General features: G+C 56.1%; 24 protein-coding genes. 14 read left to right on the top strand and 10 right to left on the bottom strand.

The window, feature by feature from the left end:
* Window positions 1-912 (bottom strand): metal ABC transporter substrate-binding protein, encoded by a 912-nt coding sequence (locus tag SK50_RS08175; RefSeq protein ID WP_045344551.1) that lies wholly within the window; start codon window positions 910-912, stop codon window positions 1-3.
* Between the two features lie 212 nt (window positions 913-1,124).
* Here SK50_RS08175 and SK50_RS08170 point away from each other — a divergent pair, with 212 nt between their 5' ends.
* The 3 genes from SK50_RS08170 to SK50_RS08160 are packed head-to-tail and all read left to right on the top strand — an operon-like array spanning window position 1,125 to window position 2,538.
* Window positions 1,125-1,685 carry a hypothetical protein gene (locus tag SK50_RS08170; protein ID WP_048229295.1) on the top strand — a complete coding sequence of 187 codons (561 nt, stop codon included), beginning with the start codon at window positions 1,125-1,127 and terminating at the stop codon, window positions 1,683-1,685.
* Entirely contained in the window at window positions 1,682-2,038 is a 357-nt protein-coding gene (locus SK50_RS08165) for a putative T6SS immunity periplasmic lipoprotein (RefSeq protein ID WP_017382527.1), read from the top strand. Before SK50_RS08170 ends, SK50_RS08165 begins: the two co-directional genes overlap by 4 nt.
* On the top strand, window positions 2,038-2,538 hold the full coding sequence (locus SK50_RS08160; RefSeq protein WP_032620116.1) for an Hcp family type VI secretion system effector: 501 nt from the start codon (window positions 2,038-2,040) through the stop codon (window positions 2,536-2,538). The genes SK50_RS08165 and SK50_RS08160 overlap by 1 nt, the downstream gene beginning before the upstream one ends.
* An 87-nt stretch (window positions 2,539-2,625) precedes the next feature.
* On the opposite strand, the gene SK50_RS23120 is transcribed toward SK50_RS08160, so the two are convergent.
* Window positions 2,626-3,075, bottom strand: a complete 450-nt coding sequence (locus SK50_RS23120; protein ID WP_023303254.1) for a SymE family type I addiction module toxin — start codon at window positions 3,073-3,075, stop codon at window positions 2,626-2,628.
* A gap of 380 nt (window positions 3,076-3,455) precedes the next feature.
* On the bottom strand, window positions 3,456-5,489 hold the full coding sequence (gene betT, locus SK50_RS08150) for a choline BCCT transporter BetT (RefSeq protein ID WP_045344553.1): 2,034 nt from the start codon (window positions 5,487-5,489) through the stop codon (window positions 3,456-3,458).
* 128 nt (window positions 5,490-5,617) lie between these two features.
* Between betT and betI the strand changes: the two genes are divergently transcribed.
* The 3 genes from betI to betA are packed head-to-tail and all read left to right on the top strand — an operon-like array spanning window position 5,618 to window position 9,369.
* Window positions 5,618-6,205 carry a transcriptional regulator BetI gene (betI, locus tag SK50_RS08145; RefSeq protein ID WP_017382531.1) on the top strand — a complete coding sequence of 196 codons (588 nt, stop codon included), beginning with the start codon at window positions 5,618-5,620 and terminating at the stop codon, window positions 6,203-6,205.
* A gap of 13 nt (window positions 6,206-6,218) precedes the next feature.
* Entirely contained in the window at window positions 6,219-7,691 is a 1,473-nt protein-coding gene (gene betB, locus SK50_RS08140) for a betaine-aldehyde dehydrogenase (RefSeq protein WP_045344554.1), read from the top strand.
* A 13-nt stretch (window positions 7,692-7,704) separates the two neighbouring features.
* Window positions 7,705-9,369, top strand: a complete 1,665-nt coding sequence (betA, locus tag SK50_RS08135) for a choline dehydrogenase (protein WP_017694353.1) — start codon at window positions 7,705-7,707, stop codon at window positions 9,367-9,369.
* 93 nt (window positions 9,370-9,462) lie between these two features.
* On the opposite strand, the gene SK50_RS08130 is transcribed toward betA, so the two are convergent.
* The gene (locus tag SK50_RS08130) at window positions 9,463-10,161 is read right to left on the bottom strand and encodes a GNAT family N-acetyltransferase (RefSeq protein ID WP_017694354.1); all 699 of its coding nucleotides are present in this window, start codon (window positions 10,159-10,161) and stop codon (window positions 9,463-9,465) included.
* Window positions 10,162-10,361: 200 nt separating this feature from the next.
* On the opposite strand from SK50_RS08130, the gene SK50_RS08125 reads away from it, so the two are divergent.
* From SK50_RS08125 to SK50_RS08105, 5 genes are all read left to right on the top strand, one after another.
* Entirely contained in the window at window positions 10,362-11,930 is a 1,569-nt protein-coding gene (locus SK50_RS08125; RefSeq protein ID WP_045142670.1) for an ABC transporter substrate-binding protein, read from the top strand.
* Window positions 11,931-12,028: 98 nt separating this feature from the next.
* Window positions 12,029-13,042, top strand: a complete 1,014-nt coding sequence (locus tag SK50_RS08120; RefSeq protein ID WP_045344556.1) for an ABC transporter permease — start codon at window positions 12,029-12,031, stop codon at window positions 13,040-13,042.
* The gene (locus SK50_RS08115) at window positions 13,042-13,875 is read left to right on the top strand and encodes an ABC transporter permease (RefSeq protein WP_015571190.1); all 834 of its coding nucleotides are present in this window, start codon (window positions 13,042-13,044) and stop codon (window positions 13,873-13,875) included. Before SK50_RS08120 ends, SK50_RS08115 begins: the two co-directional genes overlap by 1 nt.
* Window positions 13,868-14,704 (top strand): ABC transporter ATP-binding protein, encoded by an 837-nt coding sequence (locus SK50_RS08110; protein WP_045334409.1) that lies wholly within the window; start codon window positions 13,868-13,870, stop codon window positions 14,702-14,704. Before SK50_RS08115 ends, SK50_RS08110 begins: the two co-directional genes overlap by 8 nt.
* A complete protein-coding gene (locus SK50_RS08105) occupies window positions 14,691-15,395 on the top strand; it encodes an ABC transporter ATP-binding protein (RefSeq protein WP_045344557.1) in 705 nt (234 codons plus the stop codon). Before SK50_RS08110 ends, SK50_RS08105 begins: the two co-directional genes overlap by 14 nt.
* A gap of 69 nt (window positions 15,396-15,464) precedes the next feature.
* Here the strand turns inward: SK50_RS08105 and SK50_RS08100 are convergent, their stop codons facing one another.
* From SK50_RS08100 to budA, 4 genes are all read right to left on the bottom strand, one after another.
* On the bottom strand, window positions 15,465-15,938 hold the full coding sequence (locus SK50_RS08100) for a cold-shock protein (RefSeq protein WP_017382537.1): 474 nt from the start codon (window positions 15,936-15,938) through the stop codon (window positions 15,465-15,467).
* A 137-nt stretch (window positions 15,939-16,075) separates the two neighbouring features.
* On the bottom strand, window positions 16,076-16,846 hold the full coding sequence (locus SK50_RS08095; protein WP_003858846.1) for a (S)-acetoin forming diacetyl reductase: 771 nt from the start codon (window positions 16,844-16,846) through the stop codon (window positions 16,076-16,078).
* A 20-nt stretch (window positions 16,847-16,866) separates the two neighbouring features.
* The gene (gene alsS / locus SK50_RS08090) at window positions 16,867-18,588 is read right to left on the bottom strand and encodes an acetolactate synthase AlsS (RefSeq protein WP_369799554.1); all 1,722 of its coding nucleotides are present in this window, start codon (window positions 18,586-18,588) and stop codon (window positions 16,867-16,869) included.
* Entirely contained in the window at window positions 18,560-19,339 is a 780-nt protein-coding gene (gene budA, locus SK50_RS08085; protein ID WP_045337981.1) for an acetolactate decarboxylase, read from the bottom strand. The genes alsS and budA overlap by 29 nt, the downstream gene beginning before the upstream one ends.
* Before the next feature lie 105 nt (window positions 19,340-19,444).
* Here budA and SK50_RS08080 point away from each other — a divergent pair, with 105 nt between their 5' ends.
* Window positions 19,445-20,326, top strand: coding sequence for a LysR family transcriptional regulator (locus SK50_RS08080; RefSeq protein WP_003858850.1), 882 nt, complete (start codon window positions 19,445-19,447; stop codon window positions 20,324-20,326).
* A gap of 290 nt (window positions 20,327-20,616) precedes the next feature.
* Window positions 20,617-20,811, top strand: coding sequence for a hypothetical protein (locus SK50_RS08075; protein ID WP_223230141.1), 195 nt, complete (start codon window positions 20,617-20,619; stop codon window positions 20,809-20,811).
* A 135-nt stretch (window positions 20,812-20,946) separates the two neighbouring features.
* On the opposite strand, the gene SK50_RS08070 is transcribed toward SK50_RS08075, so the two are convergent.
* Window positions 20,947-21,615, bottom strand: a complete 669-nt coding sequence (locus tag SK50_RS08070) for an epoxyqueuosine reductase QueH (RefSeq protein WP_023296073.1) — start codon at window positions 21,613-21,615, stop codon at window positions 20,947-20,949.
* Window positions 21,616-21,751: 136 nt separating this feature from the next.
* On the bottom strand, window positions 21,752-22,354 hold the full coding sequence (locus SK50_RS08065) for a site-specific integrase (protein ID WP_045344558.1): 603 nt from the start codon (window positions 22,352-22,354) through the stop codon (window positions 21,752-21,754).
* A gap of 405 nt (window positions 22,355-22,759) precedes the next feature.
* Between SK50_RS08065 and SK50_RS08060 the strand changes: the two genes are divergently transcribed.
* On the top strand, window positions 22,760-23,563 hold the full coding sequence (locus SK50_RS08060; protein ID WP_255353952.1) for a hypothetical protein: 804 nt from the start codon (window positions 22,760-22,762) through the stop codon (window positions 23,561-23,563).
* Window positions 23,564-23,654: the final 91 nt, after the last annotated feature.

Raw genomic sequence — 23,654 nt, 5'->3', positions numbered from 1 at the left:
TTACTCCTTCATGCCGTCACGGATGCCCTGCACCAGCGTGCGGGTGGTGACGTTCAGCAGATCGATATAGGTCGGCACCGGGCCGTTTTCCGCGCTCAGAGAGTCGACGTACAGCACGCCGCCATAGTGGGCGCCGGTTTCACGCGCCACCTGACGGGCGGGCTTATCTGAGACCGTGCTTTCGCTAAACACCGCCGGAATGTGATGTTTTTTCACCAGATCGATAACCTTGCGCACCTGCTGGGGCGTGCCCTGCTGATCGGCGTTGATCGGCCACAGGTAAAGCTCTTTCATCCCCAGATCCCGCGCCAGATAGGAGAAGGCACCTTCGCTGGTCACCATCCAGCGTTTGTCTTCCGGTATCTCCGCGACCTGCTTGCGCAGCGGTTCGAGAGTGGCGGTGATCTTCTGCTTGTAGGCTTCCGCATTGCGCTGATAGGTCTGTGCGTTGGCCGGATCGTACTTCACCAGCGCGTCGCGGATGTTATCGACGTAAATCAGGGCGTTGTCCTGCGACATCCACGCGTGCGGATTGGGCTTGCCGTTATAGGGCCCTTCGCTGATGCCCATCGGGGTGATGCCTTTGGTGACAATCACCTCCGGCACGCCGTTCAGATGCTGATAAAAGCGCTGGAACCACAGCTCCAGATTCATGCCGTTCGCGAGGATCAGCTGTGCCTTCTGCGCGCGTTTGATATCGCCCGGGGTGGGCTGGTATTCGTGAATTTCCGCGCCCGGTTTGGTGATGGAGGTGACCTCAGCGGCATCCCCCGCCACGTTTTTCACCATATCAGCAATAACGGTAAAAGTGGTGATGACCTGGAACTTTTCAGCCGCCAGCGCGCCGGTAGTAGTCGCGGTCATGAGCAGCGCGCCGAGCAACAAACGCTTCAATCCTTGCCGTGGATGCATCGCAGAAGTCTCCTGAGGTGATTAAATTCAAAGCAAAATTAGCCTGTGCTATAAGGTATAGCACAGGCTATGTTTAAATGAAAATAATTATCATTAAAGTTATGTCAACCTGGACTGTCAGGCGGAATTTTTAGGAAATGTGCTTTCTTTTTTCTCTCACGGTCAGGAGTATTATTTACGGCCAATACCCATATTAACAAAAGGGAATTGACATGCCGGTTAATGAAAGAATTCACCCCACTTCGGGAACCCCGATTAATCCGGGCGGGATCCGACAGCTCACAATTGGTGAAATCGCCCTTGCGAAGACGCTTTACGGTTACAGCATCCGTTATCATCTGGTGTGGGTACACAGGGAAAGCTATCTTCCTTTTAATCTGCAACCCGTTGATGTGGCGATGAGTCCCAACGGGGAGATGTGGTACAGAGAGGAAACGTATTCGCCGGATTTTTCGCTAGAGGATGACATTGTTAAAAAACATCGATTCATGCATGAGATGATGCATGTCTGGCAAACTCAAAAAGGGATGTTTGTCAGAACAAGAGGATTATTTTCCGGTATTGCTGACTATACTTATAGCTTAGATAAAGTAGATTTATTGCATTATGGGTTAGAGCAGCAAGCGTCAATTGTAAGCGATTACTGGTTATTGAAATACTTTGGTTTGGAGAGGAATGAAGAATTATTACAATGCAGAGACTTAAAACTTAGGGAAAGCTTGTATTTCCTTCTGCAAAAATACAAAAATGTCTTAAAGGGATTTCCAGGATGAAAAACATATTTGTCATCTTTATCCTCTGCATTTTAATCACTGGATGCCCGGGAGGTAATCGCGCCCCCAAAAATAGATTTACATTTATTAATGGTAACCGCCTATGTTTTAGCATAGATAAAAATGACGTCCTGAACTTTTACACTATTTATTCAAGTAAAGATCATAAAATCACTATCGTAACAGGGTCGGGATATAATAATTTAGACATCTCCTACCCGGATACATGTTTAAATATAAAATGGGAAAATGGTCGTACTTACGTTATTCATTACGGATTAAACAATAAAAAATATGTACACCAATTCGATGTTGATAATAACGGAAAACAAATCAACTTAGGAGAATTATAATGTCATTACCCGCTTACTTATTTCTCTTCGATGAGAACGGAATGCAGGTTCAGGGCGACTGTATGATGCCAGGCCGGGAAGGTGCTATTGAAATCATGAACAGCAGTTATGGCATTAAGCAGGCAGTGGACAGTCATACCGGAAATATGACCGGAACACGGCAGCATAGTCCGGTTACCGTGCATAAGCAATTGGATAAAGTGAGCCCTTATCTTGCCGTTGCCGCCTGCGAGGGCAGACGGCTGCAAAAAGCCATTATCAAATATTATGAAATTGTTGAAGCGGGAGCAGAAAGAGAGATCTACACCATTACGCTTGATAGCGTGGTGATCTCATCTCTGGATTTCACGCATGTTTATTACCCGGGCAGCTCAGCCCCGAATATGCATGAAGTTGTTGGGCTTCGATTCCGGGGCATTCAGTGGAATTATGTGAAAGGTAATATTCTTTATGGCGATGCATGGATGAAACCCGCTCAGAAAGAGAAGAGTAACGCATAATTTACCTGGCTCATAAAGATCAATGTATGCTGCTGCTCAGAAACGGCGATCCTGGTATTCCCTGGATCGCCTGGTTAATCTTAAGCGCTACCCTTTTCCACTTTCGTTCACGGGCAAATCCCCCGTATCAATTAACGCTCCCGGAAACGTCTCCAGCCACTTCATCATCTTCAGTTTGTTGGTATACGTTGCACTGACGCCTTCCAGACAGCCCCACAGCTCACGGGAATTTTGCGGCGTAATCACAATACAATCCGGCATCACGCGGATCTTCACTGCTATTCCTGCTTTAAACCCTGCGCGGGTTAACCACGCGCCGGTTAACGGCAGATAGTTGCGCTCCATTCGAGTATAAAGTTCCACACAGGCGTAATCCGCCTCTCCTCTTTCATGAAGATACGCAGAGTGAACCGGCTCGTCATGCAACGCCCGGATGCGTTTTTTGCGTAGCTTCTCGCGATTTTCTTGCTGAATCTCTAGATCTGCATTTTCTGTTTGGGCAATAGCCCGCTCTGGCATAGAATTCTTCGCAGCCATAATCAACTCCCTTTTAGTTGTTTGTGGTTAGCGGTATGAAGGTGGTCGCACACCTTTGTACCGCGATTCCTTTTCTTACCTTTTTACCTATTCTTTCAAGATCTCAGTGCTGGCTTAACTGCCGCTATTATACTGCCATGGATAAATGTACAGGGGTCGAATATTAGGGAAATGCGAGGCGGCTCGAGTAAATAAAGAAAAATAAAATGGTGAATATAAAGAAAGGAAATATTGCCCTTCAGATCCAATGCTCATTAAACGCCTGATGGCGCTTCGCTTATCAGGCCTACGATAAACCGGTTTTGTAGGCCGGGTAAGGCATCGCCGCCACCCGGCATGAGGGCAGCGGCGCTGCCTTTGTAGGTTCTTCAGATCAAGCCTCAAACATCCGGAAACATCACGCTATTCCCCGGCGCTTCCCTGTGCAGATGGATAAAGTTCAGGTGCCGTTCATACTGGTCCAGAATGTCCGTGATCACCTGCTCCTTGCTGTAATCCATCAAATCATTCCCCTGGCTGCCTTCCAGCAGGAAGGTCTCCAGCCGGTAGTAGGTCGACTTCCCGCTGCGCGCCCGGTAGGTGAACCCGGGCACCGAATACTGCTGCGGCCAGATCTGATAGACAAAGTTCTGCTCGTCGCCCATGTGCACCAGCAGATCCAGGTGCCCCAGGGTTTCGCCCTCCTCCGGCGGCAGGTTTTTCAGCTCCACGTAGGCGCCACGCAGCTTCAGCTCCTGGGCCACCTCTTCCATGGCCGGGAAGCAGACCGTCTCCATCATCTGTTTGGTGTAGCGCGTGCCGGGGTAGTTCATCAGGCGCGAGAGACGTTTTTTCCAGCTCAGCCTGTCCTGCGCGCCCAGCGGACGCGGGGCGGTGTCGCGGCTGGCGCTGACGCGGCGGTAGTCTTCCACCTTAAGCGATTTATACAGCCCGGCCATCACGAAGAAGATCACGAAGCTGAACGGCAGGCCCATGATCACCGTGGTGTTCTGCAACGCCGAAATGCCGTTGGTCATCAGCATGCCGAGCGTCAGCAGGCCGATGGCGACGGACCAGAAGATGCGCAGCCAGTTCGGCGCGTCGCTGTTAATGTCCTTGAGCTTCGAGGTGAAGTTCCCCAGCACCAGCGCGCCGGAGTCCGCCGAGGTGACGTAGAACAGCAGGCCGGTAATGGTCGCTACCGACGCGCTAAAGGTAAACGCCGGATACTGCGCCAGCAGGCTGTAGAAGCCGCGCTCCGGGTGCGCCATCGCTTCCTGGGCAAAAGTCGCATTGCCGTGGATGATCTCGTGCAGCGCGCTGTTGCCGAAAATCGACAGCCACAGCAGGGTAAAGGTGAACGGGATGATCAGCGTGCCCATCACGAACTGACGGATGGTGCGCCCACGCGAAATACGCGCCAGGAACAGGCCGACAAACGGCGACCACGCCACCCACCACGCCCAGAAGAACAGCGTCCAGTTGTTCATCCACTCTGTCGGACGGTCAAAGGCGAAGCTGTTCAGCGTCATGCCCATAAAGCGATTTACGTAATCACCTACGTTCAGCACTAACGCATTCAGCAGGAACGAGGTGTCGCCCATAAACAGCACGAACAGGATCAGCCCCAGCGCCAGCGCGACGTTCAGCTCGGAGAGCACGCGAATCCCTTTATCCACGCCGGAGGTCACCGAGATGGTGGCGATAATCACCGACAGCGCAATCAGCGCCGCCTTCGCCGCCATCGAATCCGGGATGTCAAACAGCACGCTCAGCCCGTAGTTAAGCTGCACTACGCCAATTCCGAGCGTTGTCGCGATACCAAAGATGGTGCCGATCACCGCCGCGATGTCTACCGTGTGCCCAATAGGGCCGTTGATCTTTTTGCCGAAAATCGGGTACAGCGCGGAGCGGATGGTAAGGGGCAAATTATAACGATAGCTAAAGTATCCGAGCGCCATGCCCATCAGGGCATACATCGACCAGCCCGTCAGGCCGTAGTGGAAGAGCGTCCAGACCATCGCCTGGCGCGCGGCCTCCATCGTCTGCCCTGCCCCTTCCGGCGGCTGCATATACTGCGTGACCGGTTCCGCCACGGAGAAGAACATCAGGTCGATGCCGATGCCCGCGGCAAACAGCATCGCGGCCCAGCTCAGCAGGCTGAACTCGGGCTTGGACTGCTCTGGCCCGAGCTTCACCGACCCAAAGCGCGAACAGGCAATGCAGACCACGAAGACAATATAGAGCGTCGCCGCCAGCAGATAGTACCAGCCGAAGGTCTTCGACACCCAGTTCAGGGTGCGCCCAATCCACTCGGCAGAAAAATCACGAAAGAAAATGGTCGTCAGGGAAAACAACAAAATCAGCCCGGCGGACGTATAAAAAACGACCGGGTTGATTTTGTCTTTTTCTCTGTCCTGTGAAAGGTCTGTCATCCAGTATCCCCACTGTTTTTGTAACTATTAAAATCCAAATCCGCAACAATTAAGACACATTTTATATTGAACGTCCAATCAAAAACCGCTTTAATAGTTAACCAACGCTGATGAATGGAGTGGCAAAAATGCCCAAAGTGGGGATGCAGCCGATCCGGCGCAGGCAGCTAATCGATGCCACGCTGGAAGCAATTAATGAAGTGGGAATGCATGACGCAACCATCGCGCAAATCGCCCGTCGGGCGGGCGTATCCACGGGGATCATCAGCCACTATTTCAAAGATAAAAACGGTCTGCTGGAAGCGACCATGCGTGACATCACCGGTCAGCTGCGCGACGCGGTATTAAGCCGTTTACGCGCCCTGCCGGACGGCAGCGCAGAGCAGCGATTGCAGGCGATTGTCGGCGGCAATTTTGATGAAACCCAGATTAGCGGCGCGGCGATGAAGGCCTGGCTGGCCTTCTGGGCCAGCAGCATGCATCAGCCGATGCTCTACCGTTTGCAGCAGGTCAGCAGCCGCCGATTGCTCTCAAACCTGGTGTACGAGTTCCGCCGCGAGCTGCCGCGTGAACAGGCTGAAGAGGCGGGCTACGGGCTTGCCGCACTGATTGACGGGCTATGGCTGCGCGCTGCGCTCAGCGGCAAACCGCTGGATAAAACCCTGGCCCAGTCGCTTACCAGCCACTTTATCAGCCAGCATTTACCGACCGATTAACCGAGGAGAATTTATGTCCCGAATGGCAGAACAGCAGCTTTATATCAATGGTGGTTATACATCGGCCACCAGCGGTCGTACCTTCGAGACCATCAACCCGGCGAACGGTGAAGTTCTGGCGACCGTGCAGGCGGCCGGGCGCGAAGACGTCGACCGCGCCGTGGAAAGCGCACAGCGCGGGCAAAAAATATGGGCGGCGATGACCGCCATGGAGCGCTCGCGCATCTTGCGCCGCGCCGTCGATATCCTGCGCGAGCGCAACGACGAGCTGGCAACGCTGGAAACCCTCGACACCGGTAAAGCGTTTTCTGAAACCTCAACCGTCGACATCGTCACCGGCGCGGATGTGCTGGAGTACTACGCGGGGCTGATCCCGGCGCTGGAAGGCAGCCAGATCCCGCTGCGCGACACCTCGTTCGTCTACACCCGCCGCGAGCCGCTGGGCGTGGTGGCGGGCATCGGCGCGTGGAACTACCCGATCCAGATCGCCCTGTGGAAATCGGCCCCGGCGCTGGCGGCGGGCAACGCGATGATCTTCAAGCCGAGCGAAGTGACGCCGCTTACCGCCCTGAAACTGGCGGAGATCTACACCGAAGCAGGCGTGCCGGACGGCGTGTTTAACGTCCTGCCGGGCGTGGGCGCAGAGACCGGCCAGTTCCTGACCGAGCATCCGGGCATCGCCAAAGTCTCCTTCACCGGTGGCGTGGCCAGCGGCAAAAAGGTGATGGCGAACTCGGCGGCCTCGTCCCTGAAAGAGGTGACGATGGAGCTGGGCGGTAAATCTCCGCTGATAGTGTTTGACGACGCGGATCTGGATCTCGCGGCAGATATCGCCATGATGGCGAACTTCTTCAGCTCCGGTCAGGTGTGCACCAACGGCACCCGCGTGTTCGTGCCCGCGAAGGTCAAAGCCGCGTTTGAGCAAAAAATCGTTGAGCGCGTGGGCCGCATCCGCGCGGGCGACCTGTTCGATGAAAACACCAACTTTGGCCCGATGGTCAGCTTCCCGCACCGCGACAGCGTGCTGCGCTACATCGCCAAAGGCAAAGAGGAAGGCGCGCGCGTGCTGTGCGGCGGCGACGTGCTGAAGGGTGACGGCTTTGACAACGGCGCGTGGGTGGCCCCGACCGTGTTCACCGACTGCACCGACGAAATGACCATCGTGCGCGAAGAGATCTTCGGCCCGGTGATGTCCATTCTTACCTATGACACTGACGAAGAGGCCATTCGCCGCGCTAATGATACCGACTACGGTCTGGCGGCGGGCATCGTCACTGCCGATCTGAACCGCGCCCACGGCGCTATTCATCAGCTCGAAGCGGGCATCTGCTGGATCAACACCTGGGGTGAATCCGCCGCAGAGATGCCGGTCGGCGGCTACAAACACTCCGGCATTGGCCGTGAGAACGGCGTCATGACGCTTCAGAGTTACACCCAGGTGAAGTCCATCCAGGTTGAGATGGGTAAATTCCAGTCCATATTTTAACCGGGAGGTTTATTTGCAATTTGACTACATCATTATCGGAGCCGGCTCTGCCGGCAACGTACTGGCAACACGACTGACTGAAGATCCGAACACCACCGTCCTGCTGCTTGAGGCGGGCGGGCCGGACTATCGCTTTGACTTCCGCACCCAGATGCCTGCCGCGCTGGCCTTCCCGTTGCAGGGCAAGCGCTACAACTGGGCGTATGAAACCGAGCCTGAGCCTTTCATGAACAATCGCCGCATGGAATGCGGACGAGGTAAAGGGCTGGGCGGCTCGTCGCTGATCAACGGCATGTGCTACGTGCGCGGCAACGCAATGGATCTGGATAACTGGGCGAAAGAACCGGGTCTGGAGCACTGGAGCTACCTCAACTGCCTGCCCTATTACCGCAAGGCAGAGACCCGCGACGTGGGGCCGAACGACTACCACGGCGGCGACGGTCCGGTGAGCGTCACCACCTCTAAGCCGGGCGTGAACCCGCTGTTTGAAGCGATGGTAGAGGCGGGCGTGCAGGCGGGCTACCCGCGCACCGACGACCTTAACGGCTATCAGCAGGAAGGCTTTGGCCCGATGGACCGTACGGTCACGCCGCAGGGCCGACGCGCCAGCACCGCGCGCGGCTATCTGGACCAGGCCAAACCGCGCCCGAATCTGACCATCCGCACCCACGCCATGACCGATCACATTATCTTTGACGGCAAGCGCGCGGTGGGCGTCGAGTGGCTGGAAGGCGAAAGCACCATTCCGTCAAAAGCGACGGCGAAGAAAGAGGTGCTGCTGTGCGCGGGCGCCATCGCGTCTCCGCAGATCCTCCAGCGCTCCGGCGTGGGCAACGCTGAACTGCTGAAGCAGTTTGATATCCCGCTGGTACATGATTTACCCGGGGTGGGTGAAAACTTGCAGGATCACCTGGAGATGTACCTTCAGTATGAATGTAAGGAGCCGGTCTCCCTCTACCCTGCCCTGCAATGGTGGAACCAGCCGAAGATTGGCGCGGAGTGGCTGTTTGGCGGCACAGGCGTGGGCGCTAGCAACCACTTCGAAGCGGGCGGGTTTATCCGCAGCCGCGAGGAGTTCGAGTGGCCGAACATTCAGTATCACTTCCTGCCGGTGGCGATTAACTACAACGGCTCGAACGCGGTGAAAGAACATGGCTTCCAGTGCCACGTTGGCTCCATGCGCTCGCCGAGCCGCGGCCACGTGCGCATCAAGTCGCGCGATCCGCACCAGCATCCGGCGATCCTGTTCAACTACATGTCCCACGAGCAGGACTGGCAGGAGTTCCGCGACGCGATCCGCATCACCCGCGAGATCATGCACCAGCCTGCGCTGGACAAGTATCGCGGTCGTGAAATCAGCCCGGGCGTCGAATGCCAGACCGACGAACAGCTGGACGAGTTCGTGCGCAACCACGCCGAAACCGCCTTCCACCCGTGCGGCACCTGCAAAATGGGCTACGACGAAATGGCGGTGGTTGACGGCGAAGGCCGGGTTCACGGGCTGGAAGGGTTACGCGTAGTGGATGCGTCGATTATGCCGCAGATTATCACCGGCAACCTGAACGCCACCACCATCATGATTGGTGAAAAGATTGCCGACGCCATTCGCGGGCGCGAGCCGCTGGCGAAGAGCACGGCGGCGTATTATGTGGCGGATGGGGCGCCGGTTCGCCGCTGAGTGCGAACTTCTCCCCTCACCCCGGCCCTCTCCCAAAGGGAGAGGGTGTCATCGTCCCCTCTCCCTCTGGGAGAGGGTTAGGGTGAGGGGAAATTATTGCCGAAATGCTTCAAGCCGCTTAACCTGCCGTCCTTCCCCGTCAAAATTCTCCGCCGCCAGCCAGGCGCGCAGCTCTGCATCGCGCTGCGGCCATTCGCCGTCAATAATCGAAAGCATATCGCTGTCGCGGTTGCGTCCTTTACGCACCAGCTTCTGGCGCAGGCGCCCTTCCCAGACAAACCCCAGCCGCTCCGCCGCGTTGCGTGAGGCGATGTTCATCGAATCGCACTTCCACTCCAGCCGGCGATATTGATGCTCAAAGGCATTTTTCAGCAGCAGCCACACCGCTTCGGTACCCACGCGGGTGCCCTTCATTCTGCGCGACCAGGTGACGTGGCCGATCTCAACCGAGCCCTGAAAGCGTTCTATCGCCATATAGCTGACCAGCCCTACCGCCTTTTCGGTGCGCAGATCGATAACGGCAAAGGGCACCAGGTCGTCATCCAGCACCTTTCCCAGCACCCAGTGCGCAGTGGCCTCAACGCTCCCAGGCTGGGTGCTGGCAAGCCACGTCCAGTCGCTGTCGTCACCCAGCGCATAGGCTTCAAACAAATCAGCTGAATGGCGGTCGGCATCCAGCGGCTCCAGGCGGCAATACTGCCCGGTGAGCAGGGTACGGGTTAACGCGCGGGCGCATTTCCAGTCCGGGACAATATCGTTAACGGTTTGACCATGTTGATTGATTTCGGGCACGGCGGTGACTCCCTGAAAGGTAAAGAGTTTGTTATAGCAGGTTAAAAAGCGAACGAAAAGAGAGGTGACTCATAACCAGACCGAATGCGTTATTCCCGGAGGGCATAAGCAAAGCAGAATTTCGACTTTGAGGAAATCCTCAGCCAGCCTACCGTAACGGTGCATAAAACAATCACAATATATTTTCTTCAGGGATCGCTATGAATAAAAAACTGCTGCCGTTACTGGTGCTGGCTGCGCTCTCAAGCGCTGCTCACGCCGCTACCCCGCCCAACACGCTGGTTGTCGCCCAGGGTCTGGATGATATCGTGAGCCTTGACCCGGCCGAAGCCAACGAACTTTCCAGCATCCAGACCGTACCGAGTTTGTATCAGCGTCTGGTACAGCCGGACCGCGATAACCCGGAAAAAATCACCCCGGTTCTGGCCGAAAGCTGGGAAGCGGACGCGGCAGCAAAAACCCTGACCATCAAACTTAAGCCCGATGCAAAATTTGCCTCCGGGAACCCGCTGCGCCCGGAAGATGTGATCTTCTCATATACCCGCGCCGTGACGCTGAACAAATCCCCGGCGTTTATCCTCAACGTACTGGGCTGGGACGCCAGCAACATCGCCAGCCAGCTGAAGAAAGTGGACGACCATACCCTCACGCTTCGCTGGACGGCGGACGTCAGCCCGTCGGTAGCGCTGAATATACTCTCCACGCCGATTGCCTCCATCGTCGATGAAAAGCAGGTTGCGGCGAACGTGAAGGATAACGACTTCGGCAACGCGTGGTTAAAAATGCACTCTGCGGGCAGCGGCGCGTTCAAAATGCGCGTTTACCAGCCGCATCAGGCCATCGTGCTGGAAGCCAACGAATCCGCGCCCGGCGGCGCGCCGAAGCTTAAAAGCATCATCATTAAAAACGTCCCCGATCCCGCTTCCCGCCGCCTGCTGATCCAGCAGGGTGATGCGGACGTGGCGCGCGATCTGGGTGCAGACCAGATAAGCGCCCTCAGCGGCAAGCCGGGCGTGAAGGTACTAAGCATTCCTTCTGCCGAGCAAAACTATCTGGTGTTTAACACCGGCAACAGCGCTAACCCGCTGCTGAATAATCCTGCGTTCTGGGAGGCCTCGCGCTGGCTGGTGGATTATGAAGGCATCACCAAGGACCTGCTGAAAGGCCAGTATTTTGTTCATCAGAGCTTCCTGCCGGTCGGCCTGCCGGGCGCGCTGGAGGACAATCCGTTCACGTTTGACCCGGCAAAAGCAAAAGCGATCCTCGCCAGGGCGGGCATCAAAGACGCGCATTTCACGCTGGACGTAGAGAATAAACCGCCGTTCATCACCATCGCGCAATCCATGCAGGCGAGCTTCGCTCAGGGCGGCGTGAAGGTGGATCTGCTGCCCGCGGCGGGTAGCCAGGTGTACGCCCGCGTGCGTGCGAAACAGCATCAGGCGGCCATACGTCTGTGGATCCCGGACTACTTCGATGCACACTCCAACGCCAGCGCCTTCGCATGGAATGACGGGAAATCCAGCACCGTGGCCGGGCTTAACGGCTGGAAAATTCCGGAGCTGAACAACGCTACGCTGGCGGCGGTTGCCGAGCCGGATCCGGCAAAACGTCTGGATCTGTATAAGAAGATGCAGGAACAGTTACAGCATAACTCGCCGTATGTGTTCGTTGACCAGGGCAAAACCCAGATCGTGGTGCGCGATAACGTGAAGGGGTATCAGCAGGGGCTGAACGCGGATATGGTCTGGTACGATCGCGTTACGAAGTAGCCCTTGTTGCCGGGTGGCGCTGCGCTTACCCGGCCTACGTTCCTGGTTTTTGCAGGCCGGGTAAGGCGAAGCCGCCACCCGGCATAAAGAGATTTCCCATGCCACATCTTTCCACCCGCGTGCTTCAGGGTCTGCTGACTCTCCTGCTCACGCTGTTCGGGCTACTGCTGGTCACGTTTGCGCTCTCTGCCTTTTCCCCGGTCGATCGCGTATTGCAGATCGTCGGCGATCACGCCAGCCAGTCCACTTACGATCAGGTTCGCCACCAGCTTGGGCTGGATCGGCCCCTGCCGGTGCAGTTCTGGCACTACCTGCAAAACCTCGCTAACGGGGATTTAGGCACCGCCAGCGCTACCGGTCAGCCGGTATTGCAGGACCTGCTGCACGCCTTTCCCGCCACGCTGGAACTGGCAACGCTGGCGCTAATTATCGGCACGGTACTCGGCGTGATTGCGGGTGTACTGTGCGCCCGCTACGCCGGTTCGCCACTGGACTTAGCGATCAGAACGCTCACCCTGCTCGGCAATTCGGTGCCGATATTCTGGCTCGGACTGCTGATGCTGGCTCTGTTCTACGCGAAACTACAGTGGAGCGCTGGCCCCGGCAGGCTGGACGACATCTGGCAATTCACCGTTGAGCCACGAACCGGATTTGCGCTGGTTGATACCTGGCTTTCCGGCGACCGCGAGGCGTTCCGCAACGCCATCAGCCACCTGGTGCTGCCGGTACTGCTGCTGGCCTACTACTCGCTGGCAAGTATCACCCGACTGACGCGCTCCGCCTGTCTGAGCGAGATGAACAAAGAGTACATATTGCTCGCCCGCGCCAAGGGCGCTGGAGAGATGACCATCCTGCTGCGTCACGTGCTGCCGAACATTCGCAGCACCCTGCTGACGGTGATTGCCCTGGCCTACACCAGCATGCTGGAGGGCGCGGTATTAACCGAAACCGTCTTCTCGTGGCCGGGCATCGGGCGCTACCTCACCACGGCCCTGTTCGCCGGTGACACCACCGCCGTGATGGGCGGCACGCTGCTGATTGGCGTCTGCTTTGTTCTGATCAATAACCTTACCGACCTGCTTGTGCGGGCGACCGATCCCAGGGTGCGCTAATGCCGTTTTATCTCTTCTTACGCCGCCTGCGCCGCTCTCCTGCCGCGTTTTGCGGGCTGATCGCCATCGCGCTGCTGGTGCTTATTGCCCTGTTCGCGCCGTGGCTTGCGCCGCATGACCCCAACTGGCAGGACGCCGCCGCGCGTCTGCAACCGCCCAACGCGCAGCACTGGCTGGGTACCGACAGCTATGGGCGGGATCTGCTCTCCCGATTAATCTACGGCACCCGTCCGGCACTGGGGCTGGTGGCCTTAGTCACCGTTATTACCCTCCCCGCCGGTCTGCTGGTGGGGATTTTGTCAGGCTACTACGGCGGCTGGATGGAGCGCATCCTGATGCGCTTTACCGACGTGGTGATGTCGATGCCGCGCCTGATCCTCGCCTTCGCGTTTGTCGCGATGCTCGGCCCCGGTCTGGTGAACGGCGCGCTGGCGCTGGCCTTAACGACCTGGCCTGCCTATGCGCGCCAGGCGCGCAGTGAAATCCAGCGTCTGCGCCACAGCGATTATCTGGCCGCCGCGGAGATGATGGGCATTCGCGGCCCGCGCCTGCTGGTCGGCCATATTCTGCCCCTGTGCCTGCCCTCCGCGATTGTACGGCTGGCGCTGGATCTGGCCGGGATCATTCTGGCCGCCGCCGGGCTGGGCTTCCTTGGCCTGGGCGCACGTCCACCGATGGCGGAATGGGGCGCGATGATAGCCGACGGCATGCAGGTCATTTTTGACCAGTGGTGGATTGCCGCCATTCCAGGCGGGGCGATTCTGTTTGCCAGCCTGGCCTTTAACCTGCTGGGCGATGGCCTGCGCGACGTACTGGAGCCACAGCATGACTGAACACCGCGTCATCGTCGATGCGCTAAATATCGACTACCCCGCCGCGCGCGTGGTCAACAACCTGAGCTTTACGTTAGGCAACGAGCGGCTGGCGCTGGTGGGAGAATCCGGCTCCGGCAAGTCCATGTCTGCCCGCGCCCTGCTGGGGCTGGTGCGCAAGCCCGGCATCGTGAGCGCTAAGCGGCTTAACGTGCTTGGCAACGACCTGCTGACCCTGAACAGCCGCCGCTGGCAGGCGCTGCGCGGCAACGGCATTGCGATGGTTCTACAGGACCCGCGCTACGCGCTAAACCCGGTGAAAACCGTCGCCGCCCAGCTTGATGAAGCGCTGACCCTCCATCAGCGCCTGCCCCGCGCCGAACGCCTGGCGCGCATTCACGATATCATCCGCGCCGTGGGGCTGAACGAGCACGTGCTCCAGCGCTATCCCGGCGAACTCTCCGGCGGCATGGGCCAGCGCGTGATGATCGCCATTGCGCTCATCAACAACCCGCAGGTGCTGATCGCCGACGAACCGACTTCCGCGCTGGACGCACGCCTGCGCAACCAGATCCTGGAGCTGCTGGTACAGCAGTGCGAGGCGCGGCAGATGGCGATGCTGTTAATCAGCCACGATTTGCCGCTCGTCGCGGAACACTGTGACCGCGTGCTGGTGATGTATCAGGGTGAGAAAGTTGATGAAATGGCGGCGAGCCAGTTGCCGCAGGCAACCCATCCCTACACGCGCACGCTCTGGACCTGCCGCCCGAACGCCGGGACGTTTGGCCAGATGCTGCCGACGCTCGACCGTTCGCAACCGTGGAAGGAGGCCGACAATGGCACTCGTTGAGGTTAACCAGCTCCGGGTGAGTTTTGGTGAAAAAACGGCGGTTTCCGCCGCCAGTTTTGCGATCGAAAAAGGCGAAACCTTCAGCCTGATCGGTGAATCCGGCTGCGGCAAATCGACTCTTCTGCGCGTGCTGGCGGGGCTGCTGCGCGAGTGGCATGGCCACATTTCCGTCCTCGGGGAAAATTTACTGCCAGGACGACGTTTTGAAGGCGCGCTTCGCCGTAACGTGCAGATGGTGTTCCAGGATCCGTGGGCGTCTTTGCACCCGAACCACACCATTGCCCGCACCCTGTCGGAGCCGTTAAACATCCACGGCGAAACCCAGGTTGCCGAAAAGGTGGCGGATGCGCTGCAACAGGTGGGTCTGGCTGCCGACGCCGGCAGGCGTTACCCGCATCAGCTTTCCGGCGGACAGCGTCAGCGCGTGGCCATCGCCCGCGCGCTGCTGCTGCGCCCGCAGCTTCTGCTGCTGGATGAACCGACCTCGGCGCTGGACATGTCGGTACAGGCGGAGATCCTGAACCTGCTCAACCGCCTGAAGGCGCAGCACGGCATGACCTACCTGCTGGTGAGCCACGATGCGGACGTGATTGCGCATATGTCCGACCGGGCGGCATTTATGGCGCACGGGGAGATCCAGCGGGTATTTGACCGTGAAGCAATGTTGCGGGGGGAGCACAGGATGGGGTAAACCGTGCGGCGGCGAGTGCCGCACGCATTTCGTAGGCCGGGTAAGGCGTAGCCGCCACCCGGCAAAACGTTACTTCAGCAGCTTCACCGTGGCATCAATGTCGATCTCATCTTCAGTGAAGATCATCGTCGTGTTCTGGAAGGTGGTGATCGCCAGCTTCTTCACCGTGCGCATTTCGCCCGGCTTTTTCTCGGTTTTTGGTTTGATGCTGTTCATCAGCAGCCCCACCGACAGCACCGCATTCTCTTTGTCGATTTTGGTCTCAACGGGCTCTTCCTCGCTGAACACCACGAAGGATTTAATTGAGGTGAGCTTCACGCGCTCGCCCGCAATATAGAGATGCTTACTCTCCGGGATCACCTTCACCGCATACGCGGAAAGGCCTTTGCTGTTGGTGGTTGGCTCGAAGGTCACCGCCGCATCTTTTTTAATCAGATCAGGGTTGGCGACCTTAATCACATGAAAATAGCGGTTGTCGCCGTTTTCATCTTTGATAAATCCAAAGCCTTTATCTTTAAACCACGTTGTGATTGTACCGTTCATCGCTGTTACCGCCTGTCAGATCTCAAGACTAAAGTTTTGCAGCGCGCAGTGTAATGCACAATGGCTGACGAGACAAAAAAAAGCCCCTGCACGGGAGCAGGGGAAAGTTCATGTCAGAGCTTTTTAGTATTGTGTATTTAGTTGAACACCATCCCACCATCAATCAGCAGCGACTGACCGGTCATGTAGTCGGAATCCGGCCCGGCGAGGTAAGAGACGCAGGCGGCCACGTCTTCCGGCTCGGACAAACGGCCAAGCGTGATGCGTTTGGCAAAGGTTTCCGTCCCGTAGCCAAGCGGTTTACCCGCCGCCTCGGAGACCTGACGGTCGATTTCCGCCCACATCGGCGTTTTGACGATCCCCGGGCAGTAGGCGTTAACGGTGATCCCCAGCGGCGCGAGATCCCGCGCGGCGGTCTGGGTTAAGCCGCGCACCGCGAATTTACTGGAACTGTAGACCGCCAGCTCCGGGTTACCGGTGTGGCCCGCCTGGGAGCAGGCGTTGATGATCTTGCCGCCGTGCCCCTCTTTACGAAACGCGTCAATTGCGGCCTGAATGCCCCAGATCACCCCTTTCACGTTGATGTTGTAAACCTTGTCGACAATCTCCGGCGTGATGGATTCGATGGGCGTGGACGGCGCCACCCCGGCGTTATTGACGATGACGTTAAAACCGCCCAGCGCGGTGCGGGCTTTTTCCACCGCCGCGAACACCTGCTCGCGGTCAGAGACGTCCACCTTCACGGCGACGGCCTTCCCGCCGTTACGGGTGATCTCATCCGCGACCGCTTTCGCCGTCTCTTCGTTGTAATCCGCAATAGCAACGGCAAAACCATCCTTCACCAGGCGAAGCGCGATCGCTTTGCCAATCCCCTGGCCGGAGCCGGTTACGAGAGCCACTTTTTGCATTTCTCTGTCCTTATATTGATTCACAAAATCTGGCTGAGATGGAGCTGGCCCATCAGCAGCGGGTTATCGCTGTAGTCGACGGGAATGGCCACCACGGCCGGGCCATCGACATCCATTGCCGCACGCAGCGTCGGTTCGAGCGCATCCGCGCTCTCGACGGCAAAGCCTTTCGCACCGAACGCGTCGGCATAGACTTTGAAATCGACCGGGCCGAACTCGACGCCGGAAAGCCTCTGGTATTTTTTCTCTTCCTGGATGGCCACCATGTTGTAGGCGTTATCCACCCAGATGATGTGCAGCACATTGGCGTTGAGGCGTACGGCGGTTTCCAGCTCCATGCTCGACTGCAAAAAGCCGCCGTCCCCGGAGACCGAGACCACCTTGCGCCCCGGGTTGACCAGCCACGCGCCAATCGCCCACGGCAGCGCCACGCCCATGGTCTGCTGACCGTTGGAGATCATCACCTGACGCGCCCGGAAGCTGTAGAGGTAGCGGGCGATCCAGATGTGGAAGCTGCCCATGTCGACGGTGAGCGTCACGTCGTTGTTCACGATGTCCTGCATGGCGCGCACGATGCGCAGCGGATGCAGGGCAAACTGGTTAAGCGATGCGCCGCGACGGTCGAGGAGGTCCCGCTGATGCTGGCGATCGACAAGAATTTCCGAGGCGCGCCGGCTGAGTTCAAGTTTGTGCTCGATTCGACTGGCAAGCAGATTCAGCGTGGCGGCAATATCCCCGACCAGTTCCAGATCGGGAACATACTTGCGCTCCTCATAGGCGGGCAGCACGTCAATGTGCACCAGCGTGGCGTCGCCGCTGTTCCACATGGACGGCTCGTACTCCACCGGGCTGTAGCCGATGCAGATAATCAGGTCCGCCAGATGCAGCAGCCGGTCGCCCGCCTGGTTGTTAAAGAGGCCGACGCGTCCGGCGAAGCGGGTGAAGTGTTCCTGATTCACCGCCCCGGCGGCCTGATAGGTGCTGGTGACCGGAATACGGCTTCTCTCCAGCAGCTTATGCAGCGCGGCGCTGTTGGCGGGCTGGCTGGCCATCAGGCCGAGTAAGATGACCGGGTTTTTGGCCTTCGCGATAAGCTTCGCCACGTCGTTGATGGCTGACTCCGGCGCCGGGCCCATCAGCGCCGCGGTGCTGGCGGGTAAAATCGCCCCCGTGGTGGGCTGGTCGACAATATCCTGCGGCAGGCTGACAAACGCCCCGCCCGGCCTGCCCTGCTCGGCAGCGCGAAACGCGTTCGACACCACCTCGGCAATCGCGTCCGGTGAATTGACTTCGACGGCGTATTTGGTGACCGGGCTGAACATGGCGACGGTATCCATGCTCTGGTGCACCAGTTTCGCTTTATCTGCCCGCTTCACCGCCCCGCCCAGCGCCACCACCGGGTCACCTTCGCTGTTGGCGGTGGCGATGCCGGTGATCAGGTTGGAGCAGCCCGGCCCGGAGGTGACCAGCGCGACCCCGGCCTTACCGGTTAGCCGCCCTACCGCTGCCGCCATAAACGCCGCGTTCGCCTCGTGACGCACCGGGATAATCTCGATGGAGGAGTCCAGCAGGGAGTCAAAGACCTTGTCGATTTTTGCGCCCGGTATGCCGAACACCTGCTTCACACCCTGCGCTTCCAGCTGGCCGACAACCATATCGGCGCCGTGCGCCCACTGACGTGACTGTTTCTCACTGTTCACGGTAGTTCTCCTGTTAGTTTTCGACGGCGCGGATAGCCGCATCAAGGTTGCTGGGGTGCAGGTCGGCCTGTAAAAACGCGCTGTCGGCGGGCAGGTCAATCATCAGCTTGTGGATTTCGCCGAAGGTGAGCACGCCGTTCTCCAGCTGATAGTCGAGCAGGTGGCCCCCGCCCTGACGGTCGTCGGTGATAAAGTGTTCGTGATAGCCCGCCACGTTAATGCCCTGCATATGCTGCGGGGTGCGGAACCCGACCAGCACGCCCTCGCGCTGGTTAAAGCGGAACACCGGCTGGTCATCCAGCACGTCGGTCATCGCCCGGTACGGCGGCGTCTGGCGCGGTACGGTGCGGGTGTGCGCGTGGCGGAAATTGCCGTCGATGCGCAGCGCGCAGAACAGGTTATCGGAGGGGATTTGCTTGTCGATCACGTCGTGGATCTGCTGACGGCTGACCGGCCCGTCGAAGGCTTTGCGGTACTGCGGCTGGAACCAGGTCATCACCGCGAACGGCGTTTTTTGCTCCGGCTTCGCGGCGCGGGCGCTGCCGTCGGCGCGCAGCTGGTACACCTGGCTGCTAAAGGCAATCATTTCACCGTCCAGCTCGTTAAAGGTACCGAGACCAAAATCACCGTGAGCCAGCAGATCGGCGATAGTCGTCTCCCCTTCGTAGACGCCGCTTAGCAGGGCGCTCATTAGCGATGTCTGATAGATCACGCTGTCAGGATGCTGAGCCGAGAACCCACGCAGGGTCTCGCATAAACTCGCCTCACAGTCGCATGCAGATGAATGCATCATCATGCCCGTCCTCTTCAACTTTATTTATAAAGGTTAAATAAATGTTGACCCGATTCAGCAGAGAGTTCCAATATAGAATCCATGCTGGTTTGAGACGTTTTTGATATGGAACTTCGTTATCTGCGCTATTTTGTCGCGGTAGCACGCGAGCGACACTTCACCAGGGCGGCCAAAGCGCTGGGTATTTCACAGCCTCCTCTGAGTCAGCAGATCAAACGGCTCGAAGAGGAAGTGGGCACGCCGCTGTTCAGGCGCCTGACACGGGGCGTGGAGCTGACCGAAGCGGGAGAGGCCTTCTATGAGGACGCCTGTAAGATCCTGGCGCTGAGCGATGCCGCGCTGGAGAAAGCCCGGGGCATCGCGCGCGGGCTGAACGGCAGCCTGTCGATTGGCATCACCAGTTCAGATGCTTTTCATCCCAAAATCTTCGCCCTGATTCGCCAGTTTCAGGTGCAGAACATGGCGGTGCAGGTTCACCAGGTGGAAGCCAATATGTCGTCGCTGACGACGATGCTGGCGGAGGGTGAGCTGGATATCGCCTTTGTGCGCCTGCCGTGCGAAAGCAGTAAGGTGTTCGAATTAAAAATCCTCGATCGGGAGCCGATGGTGGTGGCGCTGCATCGCGATCATCCTCTGGCGGCATGTGGCGATCTGGCGCTGGATGAGCTGCGGGATACGCCGGTGGTGCTGTTCCCCCAGGAGGTAGCACCGGGGCTGTATGACCGCGTTTACGGCAGCTGCGAGCGGGCCGGGATCGATATGCAACACACGCTGCAATCTTCACAACTTTCCTCTTCCCTGAGCATGGTCTCCGCTGGCGGCGGGTTCGCGCTGGTACCGAAATCCATGGCCGCTATTTCTCCGCCGAATGTCACCTACCATGCGCTGCGCTCACCGGAGCTTTATACCGATATCGCGCTCTGCTGGCGGCGTTTTGAGCGTTCGCGGACGGTGAAGCGGTTTCTGGCGATGATGAGCGAGGGGTAGCTACGGTGTGGCTGTGCCCGGCGGCGCTGCGCTTGCGCGGGCCTACGGTTCGTGTCGCGGGTTGGTTGGCTTGTTGGCGGTTTTGTAGGCCGGGTAAGGCGCAGCCGCCACCCGGCAATGCCCTTTGGAAGCCGCCTCGCAAACTTTTAAGCAACCTTATGTAATTCAGGGGCATCCCTTTTCATCCCTTCTCCGCGGTCGTAAAGTGCCTGCGTTGCGGCACATCCGTAACCGGGCGTAGGAACCCATTAGCATGACATGACATTTTTTTTGGACAACGAGGATGCTAAATGGCGACTACCCCTGGATTTTCATACGTATACGCTGAAGAAAGCGCTGTTCATCACCTTCTTCACCTGCAACTTCCCGATTCTGCGGATCTCTTTGAACTGGCTGGCACCTGTGCGGCGTACGTGAGCGTACTGGTGGAAATGGACGATGCGGTGACATTTTCTACGCTCTGTAAGCAACTGCTGGGTTGTTAGCGGAGTTTGTGAAGGAGCCTTATATAACGGCTCACTGAGTCGGCCTTACACAAAGGACAACGTTGTTTGATGAATGACGGTTTGTTAGAGGAATGCACAGGAAGGCGGTCACGCCACAGAGGGCGTGACATAAAATCAGGCCTGGTCGTCTTCTTTACCGTAGTAAAGCTTACCGATCTGAATGAGAGGACGGCCCTGGGATTTGCGGTGCAGGTTGCTGTCACGCAGTGAATAAACGCAGCCGCAGTATTCCTGCTGGTAGAACTGTTCGCGCTTGCTGATTTCAATCATGCGCGACGAACCGCCCTGTTTCCGCCAGTTATAGTCCCAATAGACCATACCCGGATAGTGGGCGGCGGCTCGCTGACCGCAGTCGTTGATTTGCTGCATATTTTTCCAGCGAGAGATGCCCAGTGAGCTGCTAATCACGTTGAAGCCATTTTCAGCGGCGTAAAGCGCAGTCCGCTCAAAGCGCATGTCAAAACACATGGTGCAGCGAATGCCGCGCTCGGGTTCCCATTCCATGCCTTTGGCGCGCTCAAACCAGTTATCTGTATCGTAATCCGCATCGATAAACGGTACGCCGTGCTGTTCGGCAAAGCGAATATTCTCATCCTTACGAATCAGATACTCTTTCTGCGGATGAATGTTCGGATTGTAGAAGAAGATGGTGTAGTCGATCCCTGAGGCCTGGATCGCCTCCATTACCTCACCAGAACACGGAGCGCAACAGGAGTGCAGCAGCAGTTTATCAGCCCCGTTTGGGAGTTCTAGTTTAGGGCGTTTGAAATCAGCGGTAGTCATAAATTTATTTGATGAGGTAATGAGGACTGAAAACAGTGTAGCATCAGAGCTGTGCTATCGGGAATGGCGGCCAGTCTCATACATATCCCGCAATGCCTGTTATTGACACAGGGCTGCTGTTGCAGCCCTGACAACCTTAGACTTCAATCGATTCAGAGATCTCTAACGCATCATCGACTTCGATGCCTAGATAACGGACAGTGCTTTCCAGTTTCTTATGGCCCAACAGAAGTTGGATCACCCGGAGATTCTTGGTTTTCTTGTATATCAGGTAAGGTTTTGTTCTTCTCATGGAATGTGTGCTGTAAAGCGAAGCTTCGAGACCAAGCTTTTCTACCCACCCATGAAAAATTCGGCTGTATTGTCGGGTTGATATGTGCCGGTTAGTTCCGCTCCGAGACCGAAACAAGAAGTCTTTACTGTGCAAATTGCCAAGCTTTATCAATGCAGCAACAGCTTCTCTTGTCCCTTTGGTTATCTCAAATTGCACAGGGCTACCGGTTTTCTGTTGCAGCACCGTTGCTCTGCTTGAAACCGAGCTACCATATGCAACATCAGATACTTTCAGGTTCACCAGATCGCAGCCTCGTAGCTTACTGTCTAAGGCCATATTGAACAGAGCTAAATCACGCGTTTTACCTTCCAGTTCAAGCCGGATTCGGATCCCCCAGATATGAGATATCTGAAGTGGTCTTTTTTGGCCTATGATACGGTCTTTATTCCACGGTGACGTGTTCATACTCAAATCTCCTGCAATGTGGGAGATTTGAGTATGGTTGTCTCTTATGAGCGAAAAGCGGACGTTTGCGCTAGTTCTGTGCTGATAAAAACACCATTAAATAGTATAATTAATCAAAGGATCATATGATATCTTTCGTAAAGATTAATTCTTAACTTTTAGGATTATTATGTCAGATTTAGAAAAATTCCTGCCAACTTTGAAACGCTTATCAAAATTAGACAAGCTCTCTGAGAATGAAATTTTAAATCAATTCAGGAGAAATCATAGCGTAGAACCAGTGATCTCAAAAAGTGAATTTTGTCATGCTTCTTTCACAGTTAAAATGGTGATTTAAACTTCTTGCTTACCGAAAGGCCAATATTGTACTTAAATAGACATTGGGGACGATGTTCGAATATTCAGTTGCATGCAAATTCACTTGGTATAGCATTACCCCTATATATTGGAGAAGGTACTCTTTCTTCTGCAATCCATGAAATTAAAAGATGTGAAAATCCACTTGAGAATTCAAATAAATGGTTGTTCGAAAATTTCTCATTAGAAATTGCAATTGCTTATTTCAACAAATATTTTATAAAGAGTGAATCACTAAAAAACTACAAAACAATTATTTTTGAAGCTATAGAAGCTTTTTATTTGGGGTATGATCATATATCTATAATGTCGCTCTTCCCTGTCTTTGAAGGAGGGTTGAGGAACTTACTCGTGAAATTTTGTGATGGTGACAACACAAATACAAGTGCAGACAGATTTGAAAAAGAAATTAGAAAACTCATTATTACATGGGGAAGTCGGCAGCTACCAAATTTTGACTGGCATCCCGGCAAAGGTTATGACATTGAAACTGAGGTGGATTTTTTCACACATTTAAACCCCCAGTGTGATGTGATTAATTCAACCAGATCTTTTTTTAAAAATGTCATATATAAACCAACTGGAGGTGTTAATGAAGGTAGTTTCAATAGACATTTGACACTACATTTGCTGAATCAGAATTTCAATGAGCCATCTAATTTCGTTAGGATTTTCTTGGCGTTAACACATTTAACCTTTGCAGAAAGTCTGATGAACAATAACGTCCCTTTCTTCTGGGAAGGTGTAGATGACAATGACCGACGCATTGCTTCATTCATTTCTAGAAGTGGTGATGTTATTTTTGGAATGCGTAGAAAAGAAATTAGTAAGCTTGGGTTAAATTTATACTGATACAGGCGTAATCTAAAATACAAATCAAGTATAGGTCGTATACTTTTTTTGGTTGCCCTAAAAGAAATTTATAACGTCCGCTTTTGGCACG

This window comes from Enterobacter sp. BWH64 (assembly GCF_001037645.1).
Lineage (GTDB): Bacteria > Pseudomonadota > Gammaproteobacteria > Enterobacterales > Enterobacteriaceae > Enterobacter > Enterobacter hormaechei_C.
Note: the sequence above shows the minus strand (reverse complement) of the source record. Positions and strands in the feature narration are given on the sequence as shown.

Bases quoted from the DNA above. Each gene is read 5' to 3' on its own strand.
- SK50_RS08175 (WP_045344551.1), bottom strand. From the start codon at position 912: ATGCATCCACGGCAAGGATTGAAGCGTTTGTTGCTCGGCGCGCTGCTC.
- SK50_RS08170 (WP_048229295.1), top strand. From the start codon at position 1,125: ATGCCGGTTAATGAAAGAATTCACCCCACTTCGGGAACCCCGATTAAT.
- SK50_RS08165 (WP_017382527.1), top strand. From the start codon at position 1,682: ATGAAAAACATATTTGTCATCTTTATCCTCTGCATTTTAATCACTGGA.
- SK50_RS08160 (WP_032620116.1), top strand. From the start codon at position 2,038: ATGTCATTACCCGCTTACTTATTTCTCTTCGATGAGAACGGAATGCAG.
- SK50_RS23120 (WP_023303254.1), bottom strand. From the start codon at position 3,075: ATGGCTGCGAAGAATTCTATGCCAGAGCGGGCTATTGCCCAAACAGAA.
- betT (WP_045344553.1), bottom strand. From the start codon at position 5,489: ATGACAGACCTTTCACAGGACAGAGAAAAAGACAAAATCAACCCGGTC.
- betI (WP_017382531.1), top strand. From the start codon at position 5,618: ATGCCCAAAGTGGGGATGCAGCCGATCCGGCGCAGGCAGCTAATCGAT.
- betB (WP_045344554.1), top strand. From the start codon at position 6,219: ATGTCCCGAATGGCAGAACAGCAGCTTTATATCAATGGTGGTTATACA.
- SK50_RS08125 (WP_045142670.1), top strand. From the start codon at position 10,362: ATGAATAAAAAACTGCTGCCGTTACTGGTGCTGGCTGCGCTCTCAAGC.
- SK50_RS08120 (WP_045344556.1), top strand. From the start codon at position 12,029: ATGCCACATCTTTCCACCCGCGTGCTTCAGGGTCTGCTGACTCTCCTG.
- SK50_RS08115 (WP_015571190.1), top strand. From the start codon at position 13,042: ATGCCGTTTTATCTCTTCTTACGCCGCCTGCGCCGCTCTCCTGCCGCG.
- SK50_RS08110 (WP_045334409.1), top strand. From the start codon at position 13,868: ATGACTGAACACCGCGTCATCGTCGATGCGCTAAATATCGACTACCCC.
- SK50_RS08105 (WP_045344557.1), top strand. From the start codon at position 14,691: ATGGCACTCGTTGAGGTTAACCAGCTCCGGGTGAGTTTTGGTGAAAAA.
- SK50_RS08100 (WP_017382537.1), bottom strand. From the start codon at position 15,938: ATGAACGGTACAATCACAACGTGGTTTAAAGATAAAGGCTTTGGATTT.
- SK50_RS08095 (WP_003858846.1), bottom strand. From the start codon at position 16,846: ATGCAAAAAGTGGCTCTCGTAACCGGCTCCGGCCAGGGGATTGGCAAA.
- alsS (WP_369799554.1), bottom strand. From the start codon at position 18,588: ATGCGGCTATCCGCGCCGTCGAAAACTAACAGGAGAACTACCGTGAAC.
- budA (WP_045337981.1), bottom strand. From the start codon at position 19,339: ATGATGCATTCATCTGCATGCGACTGTGAGGCGAGTTTATGCGAGACC.
- SK50_RS08080 (WP_003858850.1), top strand. From the start codon at position 19,445: ATGGAACTTCGTTATCTGCGCTATTTTGTCGCGGTAGCACGCGAGCGA.
- SK50_RS08075 (WP_223230141.1), top strand. From the start codon at position 20,617: ATGGCGACTACCCCTGGATTTTCATACGTATACGCTGAAGAAAGCGCT.
- SK50_RS08070 (WP_023296073.1), bottom strand. From the start codon at position 21,615: ATGACTACCGCTGATTTCAAACGCCCTAAACTAGAACTCCCAAACGGG.
- SK50_RS08065 (WP_045344558.1), bottom strand. From the start codon at position 22,354: ATGAACACGTCACCGTGGAATAAAGACCGTATCATAGGCCAAAAAAGA.